At 73.5% G+C, this 21,458-nt stretch carries 30 protein-coding genes; 24 read left to right on the top strand and 6 right to left on the bottom strand.

The features are described 5' to 3' along the window. Nucleotides 1-15: 15 nt before the first annotated feature. Genes yaaA through LOC65_RS03330 form a run of 3 tightly spaced genes read right to left on the bottom strand, consistent with a single transcriptional unit; the run spans nt 16 to nt 4,741 of the window. Nucleotides 16-801 carry a peroxide stress protein YaaA gene (gene yaaA, locus LOC65_RS03340; RefSeq protein ID WP_230246635.1) on the bottom strand — a complete coding sequence of 262 codons (786 nt, stop codon included), beginning with the start codon at nt 799-801 and terminating at the stop codon, nt 16-18. A gap of 10 nt (nt 802-811) precedes the next feature. Further along, entirely contained in the window at nt 812-1,513 is a 702-nt protein-coding gene (gene ypfH, locus LOC65_RS03335) for an esterase (protein WP_230246634.1), read from the bottom strand. 54 nt (nt 1,514-1,567) lie between these two features. Continuing rightward, nucleotides 1,568-4,741, bottom strand: coding sequence for an error-prone DNA polymerase (locus LOC65_RS03330; protein ID WP_230246632.1), 3,174 nt, complete (start codon nt 4,739-4,741; stop codon nt 1,568-1,570). An 85-nt stretch (nt 4,742-4,826) separates the two neighbouring features. Here LOC65_RS03330 and LOC65_RS03325 point away from each other — a divergent pair, with 85 nt between their 5' ends. Further along, the gene (locus LOC65_RS03325; RefSeq protein WP_164962842.1) at nt 4,827-5,273 is read left to right on the top strand and encodes a DUF2721 domain-containing protein; all 447 of its coding nucleotides are present in this window, start codon (nt 4,827-4,829) and stop codon (nt 5,271-5,273) included. A 49-nt stretch (nt 5,274-5,322) separates the two neighbouring features. On the opposite strand, the gene LOC65_RS03320 is transcribed toward LOC65_RS03325, so the two are convergent. From LOC65_RS03320 to LOC65_RS03310, 3 genes are all read right to left on the bottom strand, one after another. Continuing rightward, nucleotides 5,323-6,018: an amino acid ABC transporter permease gene (locus LOC65_RS03320; RefSeq protein WP_230246631.1), complete on the bottom strand. Its 696-nt coding sequence runs from the start codon at nt 6,016-6,018 to the stop codon at nt 5,323-5,325. Between the two features lie 4 nt (nt 6,019-6,022). Beyond that, nucleotides 6,023-6,778, bottom strand: coding sequence for an amino acid ABC transporter permease (locus LOC65_RS03315; RefSeq protein WP_230246630.1), 756 nt, complete (start codon nt 6,776-6,778; stop codon nt 6,023-6,025). Between the two features lie 73 nt (nt 6,779-6,851). Beyond that, nucleotides 6,852-7,664, bottom strand: coding sequence for an ABC transporter substrate-binding protein (locus LOC65_RS03310; protein ID WP_230246629.1), 813 nt, complete (start codon nt 7,662-7,664; stop codon nt 6,852-6,854). 240 nt (nt 7,665-7,904) lie between these two features. On the opposite strand from LOC65_RS03310, the gene LOC65_RS03305 reads away from it, so the two are divergent. The 23 genes from LOC65_RS03305 (at nt 7,905) to LOC65_RS03190 (ending at nt 21,377) form a co-directional block, all read left to right on the top strand. Continuing rightward, the gene (locus tag LOC65_RS03305) at nt 7,905-8,540 is read left to right on the top strand and encodes a glutathione S-transferase (RefSeq protein ID WP_230246628.1); all 636 of its coding nucleotides are present in this window, start codon (nt 7,905-7,907) and stop codon (nt 8,538-8,540) included. Nucleotides 8,541-8,689: 149 nt separating this feature from the next. After that, the gene (locus tag LOC65_RS03300) at nt 8,690-9,160 is read left to right on the top strand and encodes a hypothetical protein (RefSeq protein WP_029718785.1); all 471 of its coding nucleotides are present in this window, start codon (nt 8,690-8,692) and stop codon (nt 9,158-9,160) included. A 128-nt stretch (nt 9,161-9,288) separates the two neighbouring features. Continuing rightward, nucleotides 9,289-9,567 carry a hypothetical protein gene (locus tag LOC65_RS03295; RefSeq protein WP_009855396.1) on the top strand — a complete coding sequence of 93 codons (279 nt, stop codon included), beginning with the start codon at nt 9,289-9,291 and terminating at the stop codon, nt 9,565-9,567. 59 nt (nt 9,568-9,626) lie between these two features. Next, nucleotides 9,627-9,959, top strand: a complete 333-nt coding sequence (locus tag LOC65_RS03290; protein ID WP_310736914.1) for a YnfA family protein — start codon at nt 9,627-9,629, stop codon at nt 9,957-9,959. Between the two features lie 83 nt (nt 9,960-10,042). Beyond that, complete coding sequence (locus LOC65_RS03285; protein WP_230246627.1) at nt 10,043-10,996, top strand: alpha/beta hydrolase; 954 nt, start codon at nt 10,043-10,045, stop codon at nt 10,994-10,996. Between the two features lie 25 nt (nt 10,997-11,021). Then, nucleotides 11,022-11,552, top strand: a complete 531-nt coding sequence (locus LOC65_RS03280; protein WP_230246626.1) for a GNAT family N-acetyltransferase — start codon at nt 11,022-11,024, stop codon at nt 11,550-11,552. Beyond that, nucleotides 11,549-12,394: a GNAT family N-acetyltransferase gene (locus LOC65_RS19450; protein ID WP_310736913.1), complete on the top strand. Its 846-nt coding sequence runs from the start codon at nt 11,549-11,551 to the stop codon at nt 12,392-12,394. The genes LOC65_RS03280 and LOC65_RS19450 overlap by 4 nt, the downstream gene beginning before the upstream one ends. A 4-nt stretch (nt 12,395-12,398) precedes the next feature. Next, the gene (locus LOC65_RS03265) at nt 12,399-12,578 is read left to right on the top strand and encodes a hypothetical protein (RefSeq protein WP_206023497.1); all 180 of its coding nucleotides are present in this window, start codon (nt 12,399-12,401) and stop codon (nt 12,576-12,578) included. Then, a complete protein-coding gene (locus LOC65_RS03260; RefSeq protein WP_164962851.1) occupies nt 12,575-13,084 on the top strand; it encodes a GNAT family N-acetyltransferase in 510 nt (169 codons plus the stop codon). The genes LOC65_RS03265 and LOC65_RS03260 overlap by 4 nt, the downstream gene beginning before the upstream one ends. Nucleotides 13,085-13,096: 12 nt before the next feature. Beyond that, a complete protein-coding gene (locus tag LOC65_RS03255; protein WP_164962852.1) occupies nt 13,097-13,498 on the top strand; it encodes a VOC family protein in 402 nt (133 codons plus the stop codon). 75 nt (nt 13,499-13,573) lie between these two features. Next, on the top strand, nt 13,574-14,188 hold the full coding sequence (locus tag LOC65_RS03250) for a LysE family translocator (RefSeq protein ID WP_230246624.1): 615 nt from the start codon (nt 13,574-13,576) through the stop codon (nt 14,186-14,188). A gap of 8 nt (nt 14,189-14,196) precedes the next feature. Continuing rightward, nucleotides 14,197-14,763: a GNAT family N-acetyltransferase gene (locus LOC65_RS03245; protein WP_230246622.1), complete on the top strand. Its 567-nt coding sequence runs from the start codon at nt 14,197-14,199 to the stop codon at nt 14,761-14,763. Between the two features lie 54 nt (nt 14,764-14,817). Continuing rightward, complete coding sequence (locus tag LOC65_RS03240) at nt 14,818-15,288, top strand: NUDIX domain-containing protein (protein WP_009855406.1); 471 nt, start codon at nt 14,818-14,820, stop codon at nt 15,286-15,288. A 71-nt stretch (nt 15,289-15,359) separates the two neighbouring features. Next, nucleotides 15,360-15,722, top strand: coding sequence for a hypothetical protein (locus tag LOC65_RS03235; RefSeq protein WP_230246621.1), 363 nt, complete (start codon nt 15,360-15,362; stop codon nt 15,720-15,722). Between the two features lie 112 nt (nt 15,723-15,834). After that, the gene (locus LOC65_RS03230) at nt 15,835-16,293 is read left to right on the top strand and encodes a hypothetical protein (RefSeq protein WP_009855408.1); all 459 of its coding nucleotides are present in this window, start codon (nt 15,835-15,837) and stop codon (nt 16,291-16,293) included. Continuing rightward, on the top strand, nt 16,290-16,712 hold the full coding sequence (locus tag LOC65_RS03225; protein WP_009855409.1) for an NUDIX hydrolase: 423 nt from the start codon (nt 16,290-16,292) through the stop codon (nt 16,710-16,712). Before LOC65_RS03230 ends, LOC65_RS03225 begins: the two co-directional genes overlap by 4 nt. A gap of 40 nt (nt 16,713-16,752) precedes the next feature. Beyond that, nucleotides 16,753-17,799 carry a histone deacetylase family protein gene (locus tag LOC65_RS03220; protein ID WP_230246620.1) on the top strand — a complete coding sequence of 349 codons (1,047 nt, stop codon included), beginning with the start codon at nt 16,753-16,755 and terminating at the stop codon, nt 17,797-17,799. After that, entirely contained in the window at nt 17,796-18,392 is a 597-nt protein-coding gene (locus LOC65_RS03215; protein WP_230246619.1) for a GNAT family N-acetyltransferase, read from the top strand. The genes LOC65_RS03220 and LOC65_RS03215 overlap by 4 nt, the downstream gene beginning before the upstream one ends. Next, complete coding sequence (locus LOC65_RS03210) at nt 18,389-18,796, top strand: hypothetical protein (protein WP_009855412.1); 408 nt, start codon at nt 18,389-18,391, stop codon at nt 18,794-18,796. Before LOC65_RS03215 ends, LOC65_RS03210 begins: the two co-directional genes overlap by 4 nt. A gap of 8 nt (nt 18,797-18,804) precedes the next feature. After that, nucleotides 18,805-19,803: a GNAT family N-acetyltransferase gene (locus LOC65_RS03205; RefSeq protein WP_230246618.1), complete on the top strand. Its 999-nt coding sequence runs from the start codon at nt 18,805-18,807 to the stop codon at nt 19,801-19,803. A gap of 4 nt (nt 19,804-19,807) precedes the next feature. Then, a complete protein-coding gene (locus LOC65_RS03200) occupies nt 19,808-20,341 on the top strand; it encodes a DUF523 domain-containing protein (protein ID WP_164962861.1) in 534 nt (177 codons plus the stop codon). Next, on the top strand, nt 20,341-20,652 hold the full coding sequence (locus LOC65_RS03195; RefSeq protein WP_164962862.1) for an MliC family protein: 312 nt from the start codon (nt 20,341-20,343) through the stop codon (nt 20,650-20,652). The genes LOC65_RS03200 and LOC65_RS03195 overlap by 1 nt, the downstream gene beginning before the upstream one ends. Then, complete coding sequence (locus LOC65_RS03190) at nt 20,649-21,377, top strand: NAD-dependent deacylase (RefSeq protein ID WP_230246617.1); 729 nt, start codon at nt 20,649-20,651, stop codon at nt 21,375-21,377. The genes LOC65_RS03195 and LOC65_RS03190 overlap by 4 nt, the downstream gene beginning before the upstream one ends. Nucleotides 21,378-21,458 lie beyond the last annotated feature (81 nt).

Below are 21,458 nucleotides of genomic sequence, written 5' to 3'. Positions count from 1 at the left end.
CGCGCCGCGGCGCGCTCAGCCGCCCTGGCGGCGGCGGAACACCAGCCGGTCGGGCGCCGACGCGTCGGCGTCGAAGGCGTAACCCTCGGCGGCGAAGCCCTTCAGCCGCGATGGCGTGCCGATGCGCTGCTGGATCGCCCAGCGTGCCATCAGCCCGCGCGCCCGCTTGGCGTGGAAGCTGACGATGCGCCAGCGGTCCTGCTTCCATTCCTCGAACACGCAGTCGACGATGCGCGCCTTCAGCGCCGGGCGCAGCGCGGCGCGCGAGTACTCCTGCGACGCGAGGTTGACGATCACCGGCGAAGCCTCGTCGGCCTGGCGCTCGTTCAGGTGTTCGGCCAGCGTGTCGCCCCAGAAGGCGTAGAGGTCCTTGCCGCGCGCGGTGGCCACGGCCGTGCCCATCTCCAGGCGGTAGGGCTGCAGCCGGTCCAGCGGGCGCAGCACGCCGTACAGGCCGGAGAGGATGACGAGGTGCTGCTGCGCCCAGGTGAGATCGGCGGTGGCCAGCGAGCCGGCGTCCAGGCCTTCGTAGACGTCGCCGGCGAAGGCCAGCACCGCCGGCTTGCTGTTGGCCGCCGTCGCCTCCGGCTCCCAGGCACCGTAGCGCGCGACGTTGAGCTGGGCGAGCGGGTCCGACAGCGACATCAGCGATGCCACCTCGGCCGGCGTCTTGGTGCGCATCACCTCGATCAGCTCGGCGGCGCGTTCGACGAACAGCGGGTCGCTCGCCTTGCGCGCGACGGCGGCGGGCACGGGGGTTTCGTAATCCAGGCGCTTGGCCGGAGACAGCAGGTAGAGCATCGGGGCGGTGTCAGTGCAGCGGTTCGTCGTCGGCGCGCGCGCCCGGCGGCGCCGAGCCCAGGGCCTCGGCCCAGGTGCGCGCCGGGATGTGATGGCGCAGGCGGAAGATCGCGCGGTCCACCAGCGCCGGGTGCAGCACGTGGCCCAGGCCTTCGGCGATGTCCAGCGTCGCGTCGCCGTTCAGGCCGGCCAGCGTCTCGAAGGCGCGGCGCGCGTGCGCGGCGTCGATCACCGCGTCGGTGGCGCCGTGGAACAGGTGCAGCGTCGTCAGCCGCGGCGCCTGCGCCGGCAGGCGGGCGAAACGGCCCGAGAACGCGAGCACGCGCCCGGCCAGGCCGTCGCACTGCGCGGCCGTCTCCAGCGCCAGGATCGCGCCTTGCGAGAAGCCGGCGATCGCCGTGGCCGGCGCCGGCACGCCCAGGCGGCGCTGCTCGGCGCGCACCCAGCTCCACAGCGCCGGCAGCGCCTCGGCGACACGTTCGGGGCGGTTGGTCTCGTCGATGCCGGCGACCGAGAACCACTGGCGGCCGGCGCCGCCGCCGTCGAAGGCCTCGGGCGCGTCGGGCGCCAGCAGCGCGGCTTGCGGGAACTCGGTGCGCAGCGCCTGCACCAGCGCGGCCATCGATGCGCCGCTGGAGCCCACGCCGTGCAGCAGCAGCACCAGCTGTTCAGGCTCGCCCTGGGCCGGCAGGGATTCGATCGCGAGATGCATGAGGCGATTGTCCGCGTTCGAGGCGGGCCCCGCCGGCCGCCGGGCGCAAACCCGTCAGTGGAAGTCGCGGCTGCGCGCCTGCAGGCCCTGCAGCAACGCGCTGTGGTCGACGAGCCGGCGCGCGACGAGGTGGCGCACCTCGCCTTCTCGCTGCCAGATGCCGTAGACCGTCAGCAGCGTGCTGCCCAGCAGCGCCTTGCGCTGGGCCTCGGCGACCGCCGGCCAGACGATGACGTTGACGCTGCCGGTCTCGTCTTCCAGCGTGACGAAGACCACGCCCTTGGCCGTGCCGGGCCGCTGGCGGTGCGTGACCAGGCCGCTGGCGCGCGCCAGCCGGCCCGAGGGGTAGTCGCGCAGCACCGCCGCCGGCTGCACGCGGCAGGCGGCGAGCTGCTCGCGCAGCAGCGCCAGCGGGTGGCGCTCCAGGCTCAGCCCGGTGGCGCGGTAGTCGGCCAGCACCGATTCGGCGGCGCCGGGCGCCGGCAACGCGATGGCGGCCTCCTCGGTGCGCGTGGCGCGCAGCAGCGGCGTCGCACGCGCGTCGATGCCGGCCACGGCCCAGGCCGCCTGGTGGCGGTGGCCGGCCAGCGCGGCCAGCGCACCGGCGTCGGCCAGCAGCGCCAGTTCACGCCGGTCCAGCCGGGCGCGCCGCGCCAGGTCTTCGGCCGAGGCGAAGGCGCCGCCGGCCGCGCGCGCGGCGACCAGCCGCCCGGCCGCGTCCTGCGGGAAACCGGTGACACGGCTGAAACCCAGCCGCACCGCACGCAGCCCCGGCGGCGCGCCGGGCGCCGCGGCCTCGTCTTCCAGCGTCGTCTCCCAGTCGCTGCGGAAGACGTCGACCGGGCGCACGACGACACCGTGCTCGCGTGCGTCGCGCACCAGCTGCGCCGGGGCGTAGAAGCCCATCGGCTGGCTGTTCAGCAGCGCGGCCAGAAAGGCGTCGGGGTGGTGGCGCTTGAGCCAGGCGCTGGCATAGACCAGCTGCGCGAAGCTCGCTGCGTGGCTCTCCGGGAAGCCGTATTCGCCGAAGCCCTCGATCTGCTTGAAGATGCGTTCGGCGAACTCGGCCGTGTAGCCCTTGGCGACCATGCGCCCGACGAGGCGCTCGTGGAACGGCCCCAGCCCGCCCTTGCGCTTCCAGGCCGCCATCGCGCGGCGCAGCCGGTCGGCCTCGCCGGGCGTGAAGTCGGCCGCCAGGATCGCCAGCTGCATCACCTGCTCCTGGAAGATCGGCACGCCCAGCGTGCGCTCCAGCGCCTGCTTGACCTCGGCGCTGGGGTAGTCGACCGGCTCCTCGCCGCAGCGCCGCTTCAGGTAGGGGTGCACCATGCCGCCCTGGATCGGCCCCGGGCGCACGATCGCAACCTCGATGACGAGGTCGTAGAACTTCTCGGGTCTGAGCCTTGGCAGCATGCTCATCTGCGCCCGGCTCTCGACCTGGAAGACGCCGATGCTGTCGCCGGCCGAGAGCATGTCGTAGACCGGCTTCTCGTCCTGCGGGATCTGGTGCAGCGCCAGCGGCGCGCCGCATTTGGCGCCGACGAAGTCCAGCGCACGCCGGATCGCGCTCAGCATGCCGAGCGCCAGCAGGTCGACCTTCATCAGGCCGAGCGCGTCGAGGTCGTCCTTGTCCCACTGCACGACGCTGCGGTCTTCCATCGCCGCGTTCTCCACCGGCACCAGCTGCGACAGCTCGTCGCGTGCGATGACGAAGCCGCCGGGGTGCTGGCTCAGGTGGCGCGGGAAACCGATCAACTGCTCGGTCAGCTCGACCCACAGCCGGCACAGCGGCGCCGCCGGGTCCAGACCCTGCTCGCGCAAGCGCTCGGGGTCGATGCGGCGGCCGTCGAACCACTGCTGGCCGCGCGCGACCGACTCGATGCGGTCCAGGTCCAGCCCGAGCGCACGGCCGACGTCGCGCAGCGCCGAACGCGGCCGGTAGCTGATGACCACCGCCGTCAGCGCGGCGCGGTGGCGGCCGTACTTCTGGTAGACGTACTGGATGACCTCCTCGCGGCGCTGGTGCTCGAAGTCGATGTCGATGTCCGGCGGCTCGTTGCGCTCCTCGCTGATGAAACGCTCGAACAGCAGCGTCGACTTCGACGGGTCGACCGCGGTGACCTCCAGGCAGTAGCAGACCGCCGAGTTGGCGGCGCTGCCGCGGCCCTGGCACAGGATCTTCTGGTCGCGTGCCCAGTGCACGATGTCGGCGACGGTGAGGAAGTACGGCTCGTAGCCCAGGCGCGCGATCAGCGCCAGCTCGTGCTCGATCTGCGCACGCACCGCGGCGGGCACACCGGCCGGGAAACGCCGGCGCGCGCCCGACTCGGTCAGCTCGCGCAGCCAGGAGGTCGGCGTGTGGCCCGCGGGCACGATCTCGCGCGGGTACTCGTACTTCAGCTCGGCGAGCGTGAAGCTGCAGCGCTCGGCGACGGCCAGCGTCGCCGCCAGCCACTCGGGCCGGTACAGCGCCGCCAGCCGCGCGCGCGGGCGCAGATGGGCCTCGGCGTTGGGTTCCAGATCAAAGCCGCATTCGGCCACCGGGCGTTTGAGCCGGGTGGCGGCCAGCACGTCGAGCAGCGGCTTGCGCGAGCGCGCGTGCATCAACACGCCGCCGGCGGCGACCACCGGCAGCCCGGCCTGCGCCGCCACGCGCGTGACGGTGTCCACGAGGTCGGCATCGCCGGCGTGGTGCAGCAGCTCCAGCGCGACGGCGGCGCGCTCCGGGCCGAACCAGGTCTTCAGCCACGACGCATGCGCGAACACCGTCTCCAGCGGCTGCGCCGCATCGGGCAGCAGCAGCGCGATGCAGCCGGGCAGCCCGGCGAGAAAAGGCGCAGTCGGCACGGCGCCTTCGAGGTCGCTGCGCCAGGCCAGGTACTCGCCCTTGGCCGCGCGCCGGCGCGCGACGGTGATCCAGTGCGCCAGGTTGCCGTAGCCGCGGCGCGTCTGCGCCAGCAGCACGAGGCGCGGCTCGTCGGCGTCAGGCGTCTCGGGCGGCGGCGCCAGCCGCATCTCGGCGCCGACGATCAGCTTCAAGCCCAGGCGTTCGGCCTCGGCATGCGCGCGCACGACGCCGGCCAGCGAACCTTCGTCGGTGATGGCGAGTGCCGCATAGCCCAGCACGTGTGCACGCGCCACCAGCTCCTCCGGGTGCGAGGCCCCGACGAGGAAGCTGAAATTGCTGCGGCAGTGCAGCTCGGCGTAGGGCGGGAGGGCGGTGGGCACGCGGGCACCGTGCGGAGTGATGCTGTTCTTTTATACAGCATCGCGAGCACCCCGCCGCTCGCATGGCTGGCCGATACTCGCCGCCATGATCGACCCCTCCTCCGCCCTCGGCGACGTGCCGCGTGCGATCCAGCTGGCGCTGGCGCCGGTGTTCCTGCTGACCGGCATCGCCGGCATGCTCAACGTGATGGCCTCGCGGCTGGCGCGCATCATCGACCGCGGGCGCAAGCTGACCGAGAGCCAGCCGCCGCCGGTGGCCGAGCCCTACCTGTCGCTGGAACTGCAGACGCTGGAACGCCGCCGGCGCTTCGCCGGCGCCGCGATCACCGCCTGCGCCGGCGCCGCGCTGCTGGTCTGCACCGTCATCGCCGCGCTGTTCGTCGAGGTCTACCTGCAGGTCAGCCTGCGCGGCGTCGTCGGCCTGCTGTTCACCGCGGCGACGCTGGCGCTGCTGGTCGGCCTGGCCTACTTCCTGCGCGAGGTGCACCTGGCGACGCAGACGGTGCGCATCACGCTGAAGCGGCCGCACTGAGGCTCGCGCTCAGCCCCTTGCGCGGGTTTCGCGCTCTGGCGGCGCTTGATCAGCCGGCGGCGGCCACCCTGCCGCCGGCGGCACGCGCCGCGGCGCCGGCCGCCCAGTCGAGCGCGCTGCACAGCAGCCAGTAGACGGCGCCGACGAAGAGGAAGACCTCGGTCGGGTGCACCATCACCCGGGCGTTGACCTGGGTCGCCAGGAACGACAGCTCGCCGACGCCGACGATGTAGGCCAGCGAGCTGTCCTTGATCAGCGTGACCCACTGGTTGACGAAGGACGGCAGCATCATGCGCAGCGCCTGCGGCAGCACGACGTGGCGCAGCGCGCCCCAGCGCGTGAAGCCCAGCGCCAGGCCCGCCGCCCACTGCCCCGCGCCGACGCCGCGGATGCCGGCGGCCACCGCGTGCGCGAGGTAGGCGCCGCCGACCAGCGACAGCGCCGCCATCACCGACAGCACGCCGGGCACGTCGACGCCGAAGACGATGGGCAGCAGGAAGTAGGTCCAGAAGATCAGCATCAGCACCGGGATCGCGCGCAGCAGGCCGAGCACGGCGCTGAGCAGCGCCAGCGCCGCGCCGTCGAGCATCACCAGCGCCACGCCCAGCCCCAGGCCGAGCAGCGCCGAGGCGATGCCCGAACCGGCCGACAGCAGCAGCGTCAGCAGCGCGCCGCCGGGCGGGCCGTCGGGGAAGGTGCCCCACAGCAGATAGCCCAGGTCGTCCAGCAGGAACGAGAAGTCCATCGCCTCAGCCCCCTGCCGCCGAAACGCGGCGCTGGCGCCGGCTCTGCAGCACCTGGCCCAGCAGCTGCAGCGCGACGATGGCGACGACGTAGAGCAGCGTCGCGACGCCGTAGACCTGGAAGGTCTTCCAGGTCTCGGCCTCGGCCTGGCGCGTGCGGTAGGACAGCTCCAGCAGCCCGATCGCCATGCCCAGCGAGGTGTTCTTCAGGATGTTCATGTACTGGCCCAGCAGCGGCGGCAGCGCGATGCGCAGCGCCTGCGGCAGCACGACGTGGCGCAGCGCCTGCCAGGGCGTCAGGCCGAGCGCGATCGCCGCTTCGCGCTGGCCGGCCGGCACGCCGCGCAGGCCGGAGCGGATGTCCTCGCCGACATAGGCGGCCGAATAGAACACCAGCCCGGTGACCGCGGCCAGGAACTCGAACGAGGGCCAGCGCAGCACCAGCCCGCCTACCGCGAGCTCGTGCGGCGTGTTCAGCCAGGGCAGCAGGTCCTCGGGCAGCAGCGCCGGCAGGCCGAAGTACCAGAAGAAGAGCTGCACCAGCAGCGGCGTGTTGCGAAACAGCGAGAGGTAGACGCCGGTGGCGCGTGTCAGCGCCGGCCGGCCGCTCTCGCGCGCCGCGGCCAGCAGCGCGCCGAGCAGCGTCGCCGCGGCGACGACGATCGCCGTCGTCCACAGCGTCATGACCCAGCCGTCGAGCAGCCAGCCGAGGTATTTGGGCGCCAGCAGGTCCTGGCGCAGCACGGGGGGAATCCAGTCCATCCGGAAATGCCGAAGCCGGGCGCGCGATCGACGCGGGCCCGGCGGTGTTCAAGGGCGGCGCGGCCGCCCGGGATCAGGTCTTGTCGCCGATCTTGAAGATGCGCTTGAGCGGCGTCTTCGTCGTCGGGCCGAACCAGGCGTCGTAGATCTTCTGCGCCCGGCCGTCGGCTTCCAGCTCGAGCAGCGTCTTGTTGACGAACTCGGTCAGCGCCGTCTCGCCCTTCGGGATGCCGACACCGATGTAGTCCTGCGAGATCGCGAACGGCGGGATCTCGTACTTGTCGCGGTCGGGCACGTTGGCCAGCAGGCCGATCAGCTTGGGGCCGTCCTGCGAGATCGCCTGCACGTTGCCGTTGCGCAGCGCGGTGAAGGCGAACGGCGTGTCGTCGTAGGCCACCAGCGTCGCCTGCGGGTACTTCTCGCGCAGCTGGATCTCGTTGGTCGTGCCCTTGTCGACGCCGATGCGCAGGCCGCTCAGCTGCTCGGGCGACTTCAGCGTGCCCTTCCTGGCGATGAACTGCGTGCCCGAGGCGAAGTACGGGATGCTGAAGCCGACGACCTTGGCGCGTTCCTCGGTGATCGTGAAGTTGGCGAAGACCAGGTCGACCTTGTTCGAGGCCAGCAGCGGCACGCGGTTGGCCGGGTTGGTCGGCACGATCTGCAGCTTGACGCCGAGCTTCCTGGCGAAGGCCTCGGCGTAGTCGACGTCCAGGCCGACGATCTTCTTCGTCTTCGCGTCGACATAACCGAACGGCGGGTTGGCGTCGAAGGCGGCGACACGCAGCACGCCGGCCTTCTGGATGTCGGCCAGGCGGTCGGCCCAGGCACCGCTGGCGGCCAGCGCGAGCGCGGCCAGCACGAAGGCCTGCGGACGGATCGATTTCATGTGTTCTTCTCCTCAGATGCGATGCACCTCCCGCAACGGCTTGTCTAGACGAGAGGCTCCTAATAATCGTAAAACCGTATACAAGACCATCTTTATTTCATTTCGGAATATGCATACGCGAGGCATCTCCACAGCGGCCGGCCGCACGACCTGCTGATGCTGGCGCGGCTGGCAGGCTCTTCGATGGCCGGCCGGCCACCGGCCCCGTAGAGTCGCAGGCCCCAACCGGAGAGAACCACGATGAAGCTGATCGGCATGCTCGACTCACCCTACGTGCGCCGCGTCGCCGTCTCGCTGCAGCTGCTCGGGCTGCCGTTCGAACACCGCTCGTTGTCGGTGTTCCGCCAGTTCGACGAGTTCAGCGCGCTGAACCCGGTCGTCAAGGCGCCGACGCTGATCGCCGACGACGGCACGGTGCTGATGGACTCGACGCTGATCCTCGACTACGCCGAGACGCTGGCCCGCCCGCGCAGCCTGATGCCCGCGGACCCGGCGGCACGCGCACGCGACCTGCGCCTGCTGGGCCTGGCGCTGGCGGCGATGGAGAAAAGCGTGCAGATCGTCTACGAGCGCGGCCTGCGCCCGCCGGAGAAGCAGCACGCGCCGTGGATCGAACGTGTCACCGGCCAGATGCAGGCGGCCTGCGACGAACTGGAGCGTGAACTCGAACGCGCGCCGCTGCCGGCCGCGCGCGACGCGCTGCGCCAGGCGGCGGTGACCGCCGCCGTCGGCTGGCACTTCATGCAGCAGACGGTGGCCGAACTGCTGTCGGCCGAGCGCTACCCGCAGCTCGCCGCGCTGTCGGCGGCCGCCGAGGCGCTGCCCGAGTTCCGCGCCGCGCCGCACGGCGACGGCACGGTGGGTCAGGCGGGCTAGGTTCGCCGCCACGGGCGCCCACTGCACCGCCAACACGCGGTTCGACGCCCAGGCCCGCTGCGCGGCCTGGCCATGCCTGACGCCGTCGAGGGCATGCGCCGCCGGAACCGTCTAGTGTCGAGCCCACCGCAACCGCCCGCCCGTCTGCCATGCGCATTCCCGCCGCCCTCGCCGCCGTTGTCGCCGGCTATCTCTCGATGCAGCTGCTGATCTTCAGTGCCGGCTGGCTGGCGCGTGTGCCGGCGCCCGACGGCTGGTTCGCCTTCTTCGGCCCGGGGCGGCAGGACATGGCGGCCGGGCTGCTGAGCAGCGTCGCGTTCGCGCTGCCGCAGCTGCTGCTGGCCGTCGTGCTGGGCTGGGCGGCGACGCGGCTGTTCGCCGTCGACGGCAGGCGCCACGCGCCGGGCCTGGTGCTGGGCGTGCTGCTGCCGCTGCTGATCCCGGCCGTCTCGACGGCGCTGGACGCACCGGGCGGCGGCTTCGGCGCCTCGATGGCGCGCCAGCTCGGTGCCTACGTGCCGCCATCGGCCTGGCTGATCCCGGCCGGCCCGTGGTCGGCGCTGCTGGGGCTGGCCATCGGCTTCGGCTGGCTGCGCCGCGCCGCCCCCCGCCCGCGCTGAGGCGTCCCGGTGGGGGCACCCGCCGGCAGGCCGTGTGCTCCCGCACCCGGGCGACGCGGCACCGCCGCCGCCGCCCTAGGCTGCAGGGCATCGATCGCGGATGTCCCGCGGCCGCTCCCGGAGGCCTCATGAAACAACAGGTTGCCCGTCTGTCCCCGCACCAGAACGCCAAGGTGCTGGCCGTGCTGGTGTCCGCCGTGGCGCTGGTCGCGCTGCTGCCGGCGGGTGCGATCGCGCTCGCCTACGGCGCGCCGCTGGCACTCGACCCGACGCTGCTGCTCGTCGCCGGCGTGCTCTACGTGCTGCTGAACTACGCGATGACGGCCCTCGCCTGCCTGCTCTACAACGGGCTGGCGCGTGTCGTCGGCGGGCTGGAGTTCGAGGCCCGCGGCGGCGCCGAGACCTGAGGCCGGCGCCGGCGGCGGGCCGGCCCTAGCATGCGGCGTCCGCCGCCCCGCCCCACGCCGTGAACCTCGCCACCACCGCCGCCCTGTTCGTCGCCACCGCGCTGATGGAGATCACCGGCTGCTTCCTGCCCGCGCTGTGGCTGCAGGGCCGCGCCGGCGCCTGGGTGCTGCTGCCGGCGGCCGCGGCGCTGGCGGCCTTCGTCTGGCTGCTGACGCTGCATCCGGCCGCGTCGGGCCGGGTCTACGCGGCCTACGGCGGCGTCTACGTCGCCACCGCGGTCGTCTGGCTCTGGCTGGTCGACGGCGTGCGGCCCTCGCCCTACGACCTCGCCGGCTCGGCGATCGCGCTGGCCGGCATGGCGGTCATCGCCTGGGGCTGGCAGCGCGGCTGAAGCTGGCATCCGCCGGCAGGGCGAAGACCGCCGCGGGCCGCTCGCGTAGGCTGGCTGGTTTCCCGCTGCCCGAAACGACACCGATGCGCCCTGCCCTCGCCGCCGTTGCCACCGCCTTGTCGCTGCTCGCCAACCCCGGTTTCGCCGCCGAGGAAATGCTGCAGCTCCAGACCGCCACCGGCGCCCTGCACGGCACGCTGCTGCGCCCCGACGACGCACCGCAGCCGCTGGTCGCACTGATCGTCGCCGGCTCCGGGCCGACCGACCGCGACGGCAACAACCCGATGGCCGGCCACAACGACGCGCTGAAGCTCGTCGCCCAGGCGCTGGCCGACGCCGGCATCGCCTCGCTGCGCTACGACAAACGCGGCATCGCCGCCAGCGCCGCGGCCGGCGCCGACGAGTCGAGACTGCGTTTCGACGACTACGTCGACGACGCCGCGGCCTGGGCCGCACAGCTCGCGCGTGACGGCCGTTTCGCCGCGGTGGCGATCGTCGGCCACAGCGAAGGCGCGACGATCGCCGCACTGGCCGTGGCCAAGGCGCCGGCGGCCGGCGTCGTCGCGATCGCCGGCCCCGGCGAACCGGCCGCGGCGACGCTGCGGCGCCAGCTCGCCGGCAAGTTGCCGCCCGACTTGGCCGAACGCAACGAAGCGCTGCTGGCGGCACTCGAAGCCGGCCGCCGCGTCGACGAGGTGCCGCCGGCGCTGGCGGCCCTGTACCGGCCGAGCGTGCAGCCCTACCTGGTGTCCTGGTTCCGCCAGCGTCCGGCCGACGCGGTCGCGGCGCTGCGTGTGCCCTGCCTGATCGTGCAGGGCGACACCGACCTGCAGGTCTCGCTGGCCGACGCGCAGGCGCTGCAGAGTGCGCAACCGGCCTGCCGGCTGGCGCGCGTCGCCGGCATGAACCACGTGCTGAAGGCGGTGCCGGCCGACCGCGCACGGCAGATCGCCTCCTACGCCGACCCGACGCTGCCGCTGGCACCCGGCCTGGCCGAGGCCGTGGTCCCGTTCCTGAAGGGGCTGGCCAGGCGCTGACACGCCCGGGCGGCAGAATCGCCCGATGCCTTCGCGTCTGCGCATCACCCCGCTGCGACCGCAGCACCTGGACGAACTGGCCGCCGCGCTGCGCCACCCGGCGGTCTACGAGCACATCGGCGGCGAAGTCCCGTCGGCCGCCGAGTTCCACCTCGCGCTGGAACGGGCGCTGGTCGGCCCGCCGCCCGGCGGCGGCCAGCGCTGGTTCAACTACCTCGTGCGCCACGCCGACTCGCGCACCGTGCTCGGCCGGCTGGAGGCCACCGTCGTCGGCCGCGTCGCCGAAGTCGCCTTCCTGTTCGCGCCCGGCATCTGGGGCAACGGCTACGCCAGCGAAGGCCTGGCCTGGCTGCACGAGGAGCTGCGGCGCGAAGCCGGCGACGTCGACTTCTGGGCCACCACGCTGCCGGCCAACCGGCGCTGCCAGGCACTGCTGCGGCGTGCAGGCTATGTCGAGGTGCCGGCGGCCGTCGCCCCGGTGCTGCAGAGCTACGACGCCGGCGACCTGGTGTTCCACCGGGCCGGCCTGCCCGGTGCAGCCGGAGGCACGGCGTGATCCATCACCTGTCGCTCGGCGTGCACGACATCGAAGGCGCCGCACGCTTCTACGACGCCGTGCTCGGCACGCTGGGCCACGCCCGCGTCTGGACCGACCTGCGCCCCGGCGAGACCGGCCAGGCCGTCGGCTACGGGCCGCCGGGCGGCGGCGACGTGCTGGCGCTGAAGCAGGTCGCGCAGCCCGCCGGCGACATCCCCGGGCAGCACATTGCCTTCGGCGCCACGACGCATGCCGCGGTCGAGGCCTTCCACGCCGCGGCACTGGCGCATGGCGGCCGCGACAACGGCACGCCGGGCTGGCGGCCGGACTACGGCGAGGACTACTACGCCGCTTTCGTCGTCGACCCCGAAGGCCACCGGCTCGAAGCGGTCTGCCGCGCCGTGCGGCCGGGGCTCGGTGCCACGACACCGACCGTCGTCGCGTTCGAGCGCCGCCACTTGCCGGCCGCGCTGGCGCTGTGGCGCTCGATCCCCGGCATCGGCCTCAGCAAGGCCGACGAGCCGGCCGCGCTGGCCGCTTTCCTGCGCCGCAACCCGGGGCTGAGCTTCGTCGCGCTGGATGGCGGCGAACTCGTCGGCACCCTCCTCTGCGGCCACGACGGCCGGCGCGGGCTGATCCACCACCTGGCGGTCGCGCCGGCGAGGCGCCGCCGCGGCCTGGGGCGTGCGCTGCTGGACGCCGCGCTGGCGGCGCTGCAGGCCCAGGGCATCGACAAATGCCATCTGATGGTCTTCGCCGACAACGCCGAAGGGCTGGCCTTCTGGCGCCGCCAGCAGGCCGTCGATCGGGTCGAACTGGCGCTGCTGTCGATCGCCACCACGACGCGGCACGGAGACTGAAGCGATGCGCTGCCTCGTCGTCGGCACCAGCGGCGCCGGCAAGTCGACCTTCGCGACGAACCGCACCCGCTACGCCGAGATGCGCGCCGACCCTCGCCGGGCCGGGCTGCGCTGGCACGAGCTGCGCACGCCGCGCGAGGCGCGCACCTGGCTGCGAGCCCCACAACGAGCCACCCCACGATGAGCGATGACCGCCCGCCGCAGATCGACCTGCGCCCGCTGGTCGCCGCCGACCAGCCCCGCCTGTGGCACTGGCTGCACCTCGCGCTCTGGGACCCGCCGCCGGCCGCGCTGCGCCCGGTCGAGGTGCTGCAGTTGCCGGCGGTGCGCCTCTACGCCGAAGACTGGGGTCGCCCGGGCGACGTCGGCGTCGTGCTGCGGGTCGACGGCGCCGACGCCGGCGCCTGCTGGATGCGCCAGGTGGCCGACGGCCAGGGTCTGGCCTGGGTCGACGAACGCACGCCGCAACTCGGCATCGCGCTGGAGCCGGCGTTCCAGCATCGTGGCTTCGGCGAAGCGCTGATGCGCGGCGCGCTCGCCGCCGCACGCGCCGCCGGCGTCGCGCAGGTGGCGCTCACCGTGCACCCCGAGAACCCGGCACGCCGGCTCTACACACGTTGCGGCTTCGTTGACGTCGGCGAACGCCGCGGCTACTGCCTGATGCTGGCGCGGCTGGGCGAACAACGCTGAAGGAGGACCGGCATGCTGCACCACGTCGAGCTCTACGTCGGCGACCTGCAACGCTCCACCGCCTTCTGGACACCGCTGCTGCAGGCGCTGGGCTGGCAGGTCCAGCCCTGGTCCGGCGGCGTGAACTATCGGCACCGCGACCACTACCTGTGTTTCCTGCAGGCGCCGACCAGACACCTCGCCGCCGGTTATCACCGCCAGCGCATCGGCCTGAACCACCTGGCGTTCCAGGCGGCGTCGCGCGCGCAGGTCGATGCGCTGCGCGACTGGGTGCGCGACGCCGGCCACACGCCGCTCTACGAAGACCGCTACCCGTTCGCCGGCGGTCCCGGGTACTACGCGATGTACTGCGAGGACCCGGACCGCCTCAAGGTCGAGATCGTCGCGCCGCACGATGACGAGGCGGCGACGTAGCGGCTCCGCCGATTCCGGGGCCGACGGGCGTCACGCCACCGGCGTATGCTGCGCCCGCCCACGGGAGGACCATCGATGATCAGCCCCGAATTCCTGCTCACCTCGCTCGTCGTCGTGCTGGTGCCCGGCACCGGTGTCGTCTACACGGTCTCGACGGGCCTGGCCCAGGGCCGGCGCGCGGCCTTGTTCGCGGCGCTGGGCTGCACGCTGGGCATCGTGCCGCACCTGGCAGCCACGGTGCTGGGGCTGGCGGCGCTGATGCACGCCAGCGCGCTCGCCTTCCAGGCGCTGAAGTTCGCCGGCGTGCTCTACCTGCTCTACATCGCCTGGGCGACCTGGCGCGACAGCTCGGCCTTCGCGGTCGACGGCAGCCTGGCGCGCACGCCGCCCTCGGGGCTGGTGCTGAAGGCCTTCCTGCTCAACATCCTGAACCCCAAGCTGACGATCTTCTTCCTCGCCTTCCTGCCGCAGTTCGTCGACGCGCAGGCGGCGCGGCCGATGCTGCAGCTGCTGGCGCTGGCCGGCGTCTTCATGGTGATGACCTTCGCCGTCTTCGCGCTCTACGGCGCGCTGGCACATGCCTTGCGCGCCCGGGTCATCGGTTCGGCGCGAGTGCAGGCCTGGCTGCGGCGCGGTTTCGCCGCCACCTTCGCCGGCCTGGGCCTGCGGCTGGCGACGACGGAGCGCTGATCCGGCCGATGCACCTCGTCCGCCCCACGCTCGAACACCTGCCCGCCTACGTCGCCGCACTGCAGACCGGCTGGTCGGCCGACACGGTGCGCGGCGCCGACGCGGCGCGCGAGGAGCTCGACGCGATCGCGCGTGCGCCGGCGGTCTTCATCGACCTGCTCGAAGACCGCCAGGGCCGCGGTGCGCCGGTGACACTGCCCGACGGCAGCCAGGTCGCGCGGCTGCCGGGCTTGCGCCGCTGGATCTGGGACGAAGAAGGGTTTGCCGGCGTCATCGGCCTGCGCTGGCAGCGCGGCACGCCCGAGCTGCCGCCGTACTGCCTGGGCCACATCGGCTACTCGGTCGTGCCCTGGAAACGCCGCCGCGGCCACGCCAGCGCGGCGCTGCGGCAGATGCTGCCCGAGGCGCGCGCCGTCGGCCTGCCCTGGGTGGACCTCACGACCGACCCCGACAACCTGGCGTCGCAACGCGTCATCGTCGCCAACGGGGGCGTGCTGCTCGAGCGGTTCACGAAACCGGCGCAGTTCGGCAGCACGCCGGGGCTGCGCTGGCGGATCTCGCTGGCCCTCACCTGACACGATGGCGCAAGGCGTCGCGCCGCGGCGCCGCGCATCGGTTAGCGTCGCCGCATGGCACGCTTCTCCCTGATCCCCGAAGTCCACCTCGTGCTCGTGCACGATGGCCGCGTGCTGCTGCTGCAGCGCGCCAACACCGGTTATGCCGACGGGCTGTACAGCCTGGTCGCCGGCCACGTCGACGGCGGCGAAGCGGCGCGCGCCGCGATGGCGCGCGAGGCGCTGGAGGAAGCCGGCCTCGTCATCGCCCCCGAGGACCTGCGCCTCGTGCACCTGATCCACCGCCGCAGCGACAGCGAACGGATGTCGATGTTCTTCGCTGCCGAGCGCTGGCAAGGCGAACCCGAGAACCGCGAGCCGCACAAGTGCAGCGAGCTCGACTGGTACCCGCTGGACGCGCTGCCCGCAGCGATGGTGCCCTACGTGCGCCACGCGCTGGCCTGCATCGCCGCCGGCGAGACGTATTCGGAGTTCGGCTGGCACGGCGACGGCCAATCCCCTGCCGGCGGCATGGCGCCTCCCTAGCTCGTTTCGCGTGATGGACGGCCGGCGGGGCCCCTCGCGACAGTCGCGGTTCGACTTCCGAGGAGCCCGCGATGCCCTCCATCCGCCCCCTTCTGGCCGGCGCGCTGCTGGCCGCCGCGTCCGCCGTGTCGGCCTTCCCCGAGCACGCCAGCGCCCCCGATGCCGCGGCGCTCAGCCGGCACCTCGAAGGCCGCGTCTTCCAGGTCGCGCTGGCCGACGGCACGTCGTGGCGGCTGGAGTACAAGGCCAACGGCTATTTCTTCATCGACACCAGCCGCGGTTTCCGCAGCTCGGGCACCTGGCGCGCCGAGGACGGCAAGCTCTGCGGCGGGCTGCAGGGCCGCGCCCCGGCCTGCAACGAGGTGCGCATGGTCGGCGACGCGCTCTACATGCAGCGCGACGGCGGCGAGATCGTGCAGTACGTGCCGCGCTGAGGGCCGCGCCGCGGGCGGGGCGGCGCCGCCGACGGGCTATCCTGCACGCCGCGGCCCGCGCCGCCGGAGCCGACGGTCGGCGCCGGGCGCTCCGCCAACACCCCATACCGCGATGAAGCTCCGTAACGCCGCCCGCGCGGCCGCTGCGCTGGCCCTGGCCGGCACGCTCTGCGCCCCCGCGCTGGCCAGCCCCGCCGTCGACGCCGTGTCGACCTGCATGACCGACAACACCTCCGGCAAGGACCGCAAGGACCTGACGCGCTGGATCTTCATCGCGATGGCCTCGCATCCGAGCCTGGAGGACCTGAGCCAGGTCAGCATGGCGGCGGCCGACGAGTCGCAGCGCCGGGTCGCCGAGATCGTCACCCAGCTCGTCACCGAACGCTGCGTCGACGAGGTGCGTGCGCTGATGAAGGCCGAAGGTGGCGAGTCGCTGGGCAAGGCCTTCGAGGTGCTGGGCCGGGTCGCGTTCATGGAGCTGACGACCAACCCCGCGGTGGCCAAGTCGCTGCAGGGCTACATGCGCCATCTCGACCGCCAGCGTTTCGAGCAGGCGTTCGCGCCGCGTTGAACACGCCGCAGGCCGAGACGCCGCGGGTCGGCGTCGGTGTCATCGTCGTGCGCGACGGCCGGGTGCTGCTGGGCCGGCGCCTGGGCGCGCATGGCCGGGACACCTGGGCGCCGCCCGGCGGCCACCTGGAGTTCGGCGAGACGCCGGAAGACTGCGCGCGCCGCGAGCTGCACGAAGAGACCGGCCTCGTCGCCCGCGAGGTGCTGGCCGCGACCTGGGTGAACAACGTCTTTCCCGACGTCGGCCGGCACTACGTGACGCTGATCACCGTCGTGCCCGCAGCCGACGGCGAACCGCAGGCGATGGAGCCCGAGCGCTGCGCCGAATGGCGCTGGTTCTCGTGGGACGCGCTGCCGCAACCGCTGTTCGCGCCGGCGGCCAGCGTGCACGCCTCGGGCTGGCGGCCGCCGGGCGTCTGACGCGGCGTAGCATCGAAGGCTTCGCTCCACCCGCCTCCCGATGCAGATCTACGCCAACCCCCGCCACGCCGCCCACGACGGGCGCCAGGAGATGTTCCGCGGCAAGCTCGTGCCCTGCCACGAGGTGCCGGCGCGGCTGGAGCACGTGCTGGCCGAACTCGGCCGCCGCCCGCTGGGCGAGATCCAGGCGCCGCCGCCGGTGGCGCGCGCGCTGCTCGAAGCGGTGCACGCGCCGCGTTACCTGCGTTTCCTCGAGACCGCGTGGGACGAGTGGGTCGCGCTCGACCCGGCCCACGCTGCGCTCGACGCGCTGCCCTCGGTCTGGCCGGTGCGCGGCTTCCGCGCCGACGTCGAGCCCGACAACTTCGCCGCCCGCCTGGGCCTGTACTCCTTCGACGCCGGCACGCCGCTGACCGCCGGCACCTGGGCCGCGGCCGAAGCCGGCGCGGCCTGTGCCGCGGCGGCGGCCACATCGGTGACGGGCGGCGCGCGCGCCGCGCTGGCGCTGACGCGGCCGCCGGGCCACCACGCGGGCCACGACTTCTTCGGCGGCTACTGCTTCGTCAACAACGCCGCGGTCGCCGCCCAGGCCCTGCGTGACGGCGGCGCGCGCCGCGTCGCGGTGCTCGATGTCGACTACCACCACGGCAACGGCACGCAGAGCCTGTTCTACGAACGTTCCGACGTGCTGACGGTGTCGATCCACGGCGACCCGCGCACCGAGTACCCGTTCTACCTCGGCCACGCCGACGAGACCGGGGCCGGGCACGGCCTGGGCTGCAACCTGAACCTGCCGCTGCCGGCCGGCACCGACTTCGCCGGCTGGCGCCAGGCGCTCGACGCGGCGCTGGCACGCATCGCCGCCTTCGCGCCCGACGCGCTGGTCGTGGCACTCGGCGTCGACACCTACGAAGGCGACCCGATCTCGCGTTTCCGCCTGGCCAGCGCCGACTACCTGACGGTCGGCGCGGCCATCGCCGGCGCCGGGCTGCCGACGGTTTTCACGCTCGAAGGCGGCTACGCCGTCGCGGCGATGGGCGTCAACGTCGTCAACGTGCTCGAAGGTTTCGAGACCGCGGCACGATGAGGGACACGCCCGCGCTGTTCACGACGCCGCGGCTGGCGGTGCACGAGCTCGCCGCCGGCGACTTGCCGCAGCTGCAGGCACTGCTGGAAGCCTGCAGCGACTTCTACGTCCTGGTCGGCGGCCTGCCGCCGGCGCCCGACGAAGCAGCGGAGATGCTCGCCGAACGCCCGCCCGAACACCTGAGCTGGACGCGCCACTGGTGCGCCGGCGCCTACGAGCCCGACGGCACGCTGGCCGGCGTGCTGCTCGTCATCGCCGACCTCGGCACGCCGGGCTGCTGGCACACGGCGCTGTTCCTGCTGCACCCGCGCCAGCGCGGCACCGGCGCCGCCGCCGAGCTGCACGCCGCGCTCGAAGCCTGGGCCCTGGCGCAGGGCGCACGCTGGCTGCGGCTGGGGGTCGTCGTCGGCAACGAACGCGCCGAACGGTTCTGGCGCCGTTGCGGCTACGAGGCGCTGCGCACGCGGCCGATCGAAGCCGCCGACGGCAGCACACGCACGACGACGGTGATGCTCAAGTGCCTGGGCGAGGCCGCCGTCGCCGAGTACCTCGAACGGGTGCCGCGCGACCAGCCCGGCTCGACGCTGCCGTGATCCGCACGCCGTTCGAGCGCCTCGGCGGCGCCGTCCTCGAGGTGCTGCTGTGGATCTTCGACCGCATCCGGGCCCTGGCCTGGCGCGACCTCGAAGGCCGGCACCACGAGTTCCGCCACATCCCGATCGACATCGTCGAAGGCGACGGCGCCGAACGCTGGCTGCGCCTGGACCACGTGCGCCGCGTCGTGCCCGAGCTGCCGGTCTTCGCGTCGCTGCGCCACCGCCACCCGCGCGGGCTGCGCCGCGACGAGGCCGGCGGTGTCGAACGCATCGAGGCGCGCACGCTGCGCCGCGAGCTGACGCAGGCCCAGGCGCTGCGCACGCGGCGTTTCCTGATCTGGCTGGACCGCGTCGTCATCGACCCGGCCGAACGCCGCGAGCGCATGCGCTCGCCCCACTGAAAGCCCCGATGCAGTTGCTGCCCGCCACCGCCGACGACCGCGAGCTGATCGCGGCGCTCGTCGCCCATGCCAACGCCGACGTCGCCGCACGGTTCGGCCTCACCGAGGCCAACTGCCCGAAACACCCGTCGTTCTGCACGCCGGCGTGGATCGCCGAGGAGAACGCCCGCGGCCAGCGCTACATCCTGGCGCGTGTCGACGGCGAGGCCGCCGGCTGCGTTGCGCTGGATTTCCCGGCCGAGCCCGGCACCGTCTACCTGAACCGCCTGTCGGTGCTGCCGCCGTGGCGCCGCCGCGGTGTCGGCCGCGCGCTGAGCGAGGCCGTGCTGGCCGCCGCCGCCGGCTGGGGCGCCCAGCGCGTCAGCATCGGCGTCATCGCCGCGCACGGCGAACTGGTGCAGTGGTACGAGCGCCTGGGTTTCGTCGCCGGGGCCACGCGGAGATTCGAGCACCTGCCGTTCGAGGTGCTGTACATGACGCGAGAGCTGGCGCCCGTCGCCCCGGCGCCGCTGTTCGACACCGAGCGCCTGCACTGCCGGCGCTGGCGTCCCGAAGACCACGAAGCGCTGCAGCGCGTGTACGGCGACGCCGACGCGATGCGCTGGGCCGGCGACGGCCGCGGCATCACGCCGGCCGAATGCGAGGCCTGGCGGCGTGTCACGGCGATCAACGACGCGACCCGCGGCTACGGCATGGCGACGCTGGAGCGGCGCGGCGACGGCCCCATCGTCGGCTTCTGCGGCCTGGTGCATCCGGGCGGCCAGGTCGAGCCCGAGGCCAAGTACGCCTTCGCGCGCGAACACTGGGGCCAGGGCCTGGCCAGCGAGGCGCTGCAAGGCCTGCTGGCCTGGGCCGACGCACGCGGCATCGGGCCGGTCATCGCCACCGTCGCCGAGCCCAACCTGGCGTCGCGGCGCGTCATCGAGAAGGCCGGCATGCAGTGTGTCGAGCGTCGCGACGAGGACGACGGCATCGCGACGCTGGTCTACACCCGCCCGGCCGACTGAGGCGATGGCGCCGGCGCGCGTTCTCGTCAGCGCCTGCCTGCTCGGCGACGCGGTGCGCTGGGACGGCGGCCACCAACGCCTGGACACCGCCGTGCTGCGGCGCTGGCAGGCCGAAGGCCGGGTCGTCGGCTTCTGCCCCGAATGCGCCGGCGGCCTGCCGGTACCGCGGCCGCCGGCCGAGATCGAGCCGGGTGCCGACGCGGCAGCGGTGCTGGCCGGGCGCGCGCGTGTGCTGGCACGCGATGGCCGGGATGTGAGCGCCGCCTTCGTCGCCGGTGCAGAAGCCGCGCTGCGCGCCGCGCACGAGGCCGGCGCCAGCGTCGCGCTGCTGAAGGACGGCAGCCCGTCGTGCGGCAGCACCTGCGTGCACGACGGGCGTTTCGCCGGCGCCACGGTGCCGGGGCGCGGCGTCACTGCCGAGCGGCTGGCGGCCGCCGGTCTGGCCGTCTTCGTCGAGACCGAAGTCGCCGCGGCAGATCGCTGGCTCCAGGCGGCGGACGGCGGCACCATCGCGGCATCGCCACCCCGGGAGCCGTGATGAAACGCCTGGCCCTGCTCGCTGCCGTCGCCACCACCGCCTGCGCCGCGCCGACGGCCGGGGAGATCCACGCCCGCTTCGCCTGCGATGACGGGCGCACGCTGGACGTCGTCTTCGTGCCGGAGCGTGACGTCGCACGCCTGGCCTGGGAGGGCGGCACGCTGGAGCTGCCGCAGCAGCGCACCGGCTCGGGCTATGCCTATTCCAACGGCCGCGTCGGGCTGCGCGGCAAGGGCCGCGAGCTGCAGTTGGAGATCGGACGGCGCGTGCCGATCGACTGCCGCGAAGTGGCAGACACGCCGGCACGATGAACCCCGGGCTGACGCGCTACCGCCGCATCGTCTTCCTGACCGGCGCCGGCATCTCGGCCGCATCGGGGCTGCGCACCTACCGCGGGCCGGGCGGCATCTGGGACGACGCCGAGGTCGCCGAGTGCAGCCATGTGTACACGCTGCACAGCCAGCCGCAACGCACCTGGGCGCTGTTCGGCGGCATGCGCGAACCCGTGGCGGCGGCCCGGCCCAACGCCGCACATCTCGCGCTGGCGCGTTTCGAGGCCGCGCTCGGGCCCGATCAGGAGTTCCTGCTGATCACGCAGAACATCGACGGCCTGCACCAGCGCGCCGGCAGCCGGCGTGTCGTCGAGTTGCACGGCAACGTCAGCACGACACGCTGCAGCCACGACGGCTGCACGCTCGCGCCCTACCCCGACACGACGACGCACGCCGGCACCGTGCCGCGCTGCCCGCGGTGCGGCGCAGCGCTGCGGCCGGACATCGTGCTCTTCGGCGAGATGTTGCCGATGCCGGCGTTGCACCAGGTGCAGCAGGCGCTGCGGGACTGCGACCTCTTCGTCGCCGTCGGCACCTCGGGCACGGTGACGCCGGCGGCCGAGTTCGTGCGCGGCGCACGCCAGGCCGGCGCCCACACCGTCTACCTGAACCTGGAGCCGATGCGCCCGCGCCACCCGGCGTTCGCCGAAGAGCGGCTCGGCCCGGCCGAAGACCTGCTGCCGCGCTGGCTGGGCGTGGCCTGAACGTGCCCCCTGCGCCACACGGGGCTTGTGGGCGCCGGCGTGCCACGCCTAGGCTGGCCGCCTGGACCGAGGAGAGCGTCA

Origin of the sequence: Rubrivivax sp. JA1055 (assembly GCF_020966565.1) — a bacterium.
Lineage (GTDB): Bacteria > Pseudomonadota > Gammaproteobacteria > Burkholderiales > Burkholderiaceae_C > Rubrivivax > Rubrivivax benzoatilyticus.
Note: the sequence above shows the minus strand (reverse complement) of the source record. Positions and strands in the feature narration are given on the sequence as shown.

Coding starts and splice junctions, on each gene's coding strand:
- yaaA (WP_230246635.1), bottom strand. CDS start 801: ATGCTCTACCTGCTGTCTCCGGCCAAGCGCCTGGATTACGAAACCCCC.
- ypfH (WP_230246634.1), bottom strand. CDS start 1,513: ATGCATCTCGCGATCGAATCCCTGCCGGCCCAGGGCGAGCCTGAACAG.
- LOC65_RS03325 (WP_164962842.1), top strand. CDS start 4,827: ATGATCGACCCCTCCTCCGCCCTCGGCGACGTGCCGCGTGCGATCCAG.
- LOC65_RS03320 (WP_230246631.1), bottom strand. CDS start 6,018: ATGGACTTCTCGTTCCTGCTGGACGACCTGGGCTATCTGCTGTGGGGC.
- LOC65_RS03315 (WP_230246630.1), bottom strand. CDS start 6,778: ATGGACTGGATTCCCCCCGTGCTGCGCCAGGACCTGCTGGCGCCCAAA.
- LOC65_RS03310 (WP_230246629.1), bottom strand. CDS start 7,664: ATGAAATCGATCCGTCCGCAGGCCTTCGTGCTGGCCGCGCTCGCGCTG.
- LOC65_RS03305 (WP_230246628.1), top strand. CDS start 7,905: ATGAAGCTGATCGGCATGCTCGACTCACCCTACGTGCGCCGCGTCGCC.
- LOC65_RS03300 (WP_029718785.1), top strand. CDS start 8,690: ATGCGCATTCCCGCCGCCCTCGCCGCCGTTGTCGCCGGCTATCTCTCG.
- LOC65_RS03295 (WP_009855396.1), top strand. CDS start 9,289: ATGAAACAACAGGTTGCCCGTCTGTCCCCGCACCAGAACGCCAAGGTG.
- LOC65_RS03285 (WP_230246627.1), top strand. CDS start 10,043: ATGCGCCCTGCCCTCGCCGCCGTTGCCACCGCCTTGTCGCTGCTCGCC.
- LOC65_RS03280 (WP_230246626.1), top strand. CDS start 11,022: ATGCCTTCGCGTCTGCGCATCACCCCGCTGCGACCGCAGCACCTGGAC.
- LOC65_RS03265 (WP_206023497.1), top strand. CDS start 12,399: ATGCGCTGCCTCGTCGTCGGCACCAGCGGCGCCGGCAAGTCGACCTTC.
- LOC65_RS03260 (WP_164962851.1), top strand. CDS start 12,575: ATGAGCGATGACCGCCCGCCGCAGATCGACCTGCGCCCGCTGGTCGCC.
- LOC65_RS03255 (WP_164962852.1), top strand. CDS start 13,097: ATGCTGCACCACGTCGAGCTCTACGTCGGCGACCTGCAACGCTCCACC.
- LOC65_RS03250 (WP_230246624.1), top strand. CDS start 13,574: ATGATCAGCCCCGAATTCCTGCTCACCTCGCTCGTCGTCGTGCTGGTG.
- LOC65_RS03245 (WP_230246622.1), top strand. CDS start 14,197: ATGCACCTCGTCCGCCCCACGCTCGAACACCTGCCCGCCTACGTCGCC.
- LOC65_RS03240 (WP_009855406.1), top strand. CDS start 14,818: ATGGCACGCTTCTCCCTGATCCCCGAAGTCCACCTCGTGCTCGTGCAC.
- LOC65_RS03235 (WP_230246621.1), top strand. CDS start 15,360: ATGCCCTCCATCCGCCCCCTTCTGGCCGGCGCGCTGCTGGCCGCCGCG.
- LOC65_RS03230 (WP_009855408.1), top strand. CDS start 15,835: ATGAAGCTCCGTAACGCCGCCCGCGCGGCCGCTGCGCTGGCCCTGGCC.
- LOC65_RS03220 (WP_230246620.1), top strand. CDS start 16,753: ATGCAGATCTACGCCAACCCCCGCCACGCCGCCCACGACGGGCGCCAG.
- LOC65_RS03215 (WP_230246619.1), top strand. CDS start 17,796: ATGAGGGACACGCCCGCGCTGTTCACGACGCCGCGGCTGGCGGTGCAC.
- LOC65_RS03205 (WP_230246618.1), top strand. CDS start 18,805: ATGCAGTTGCTGCCCGCCACCGCCGACGACCGCGAGCTGATCGCGGCG.
- LOC65_RS03200 (WP_164962861.1), top strand. CDS start 19,808: ATGGCGCCGGCGCGCGTTCTCGTCAGCGCCTGCCTGCTCGGCGACGCG.
- LOC65_RS03195 (WP_164962862.1), top strand. CDS start 20,341: ATGAAACGCCTGGCCCTGCTCGCTGCCGTCGCCACCACCGCCTGCGCC.
- LOC65_RS03190 (WP_230246617.1), top strand. CDS start 20,649: ATGAACCCCGGGCTGACGCGCTACCGCCGCATCGTCTTCCTGACCGGC.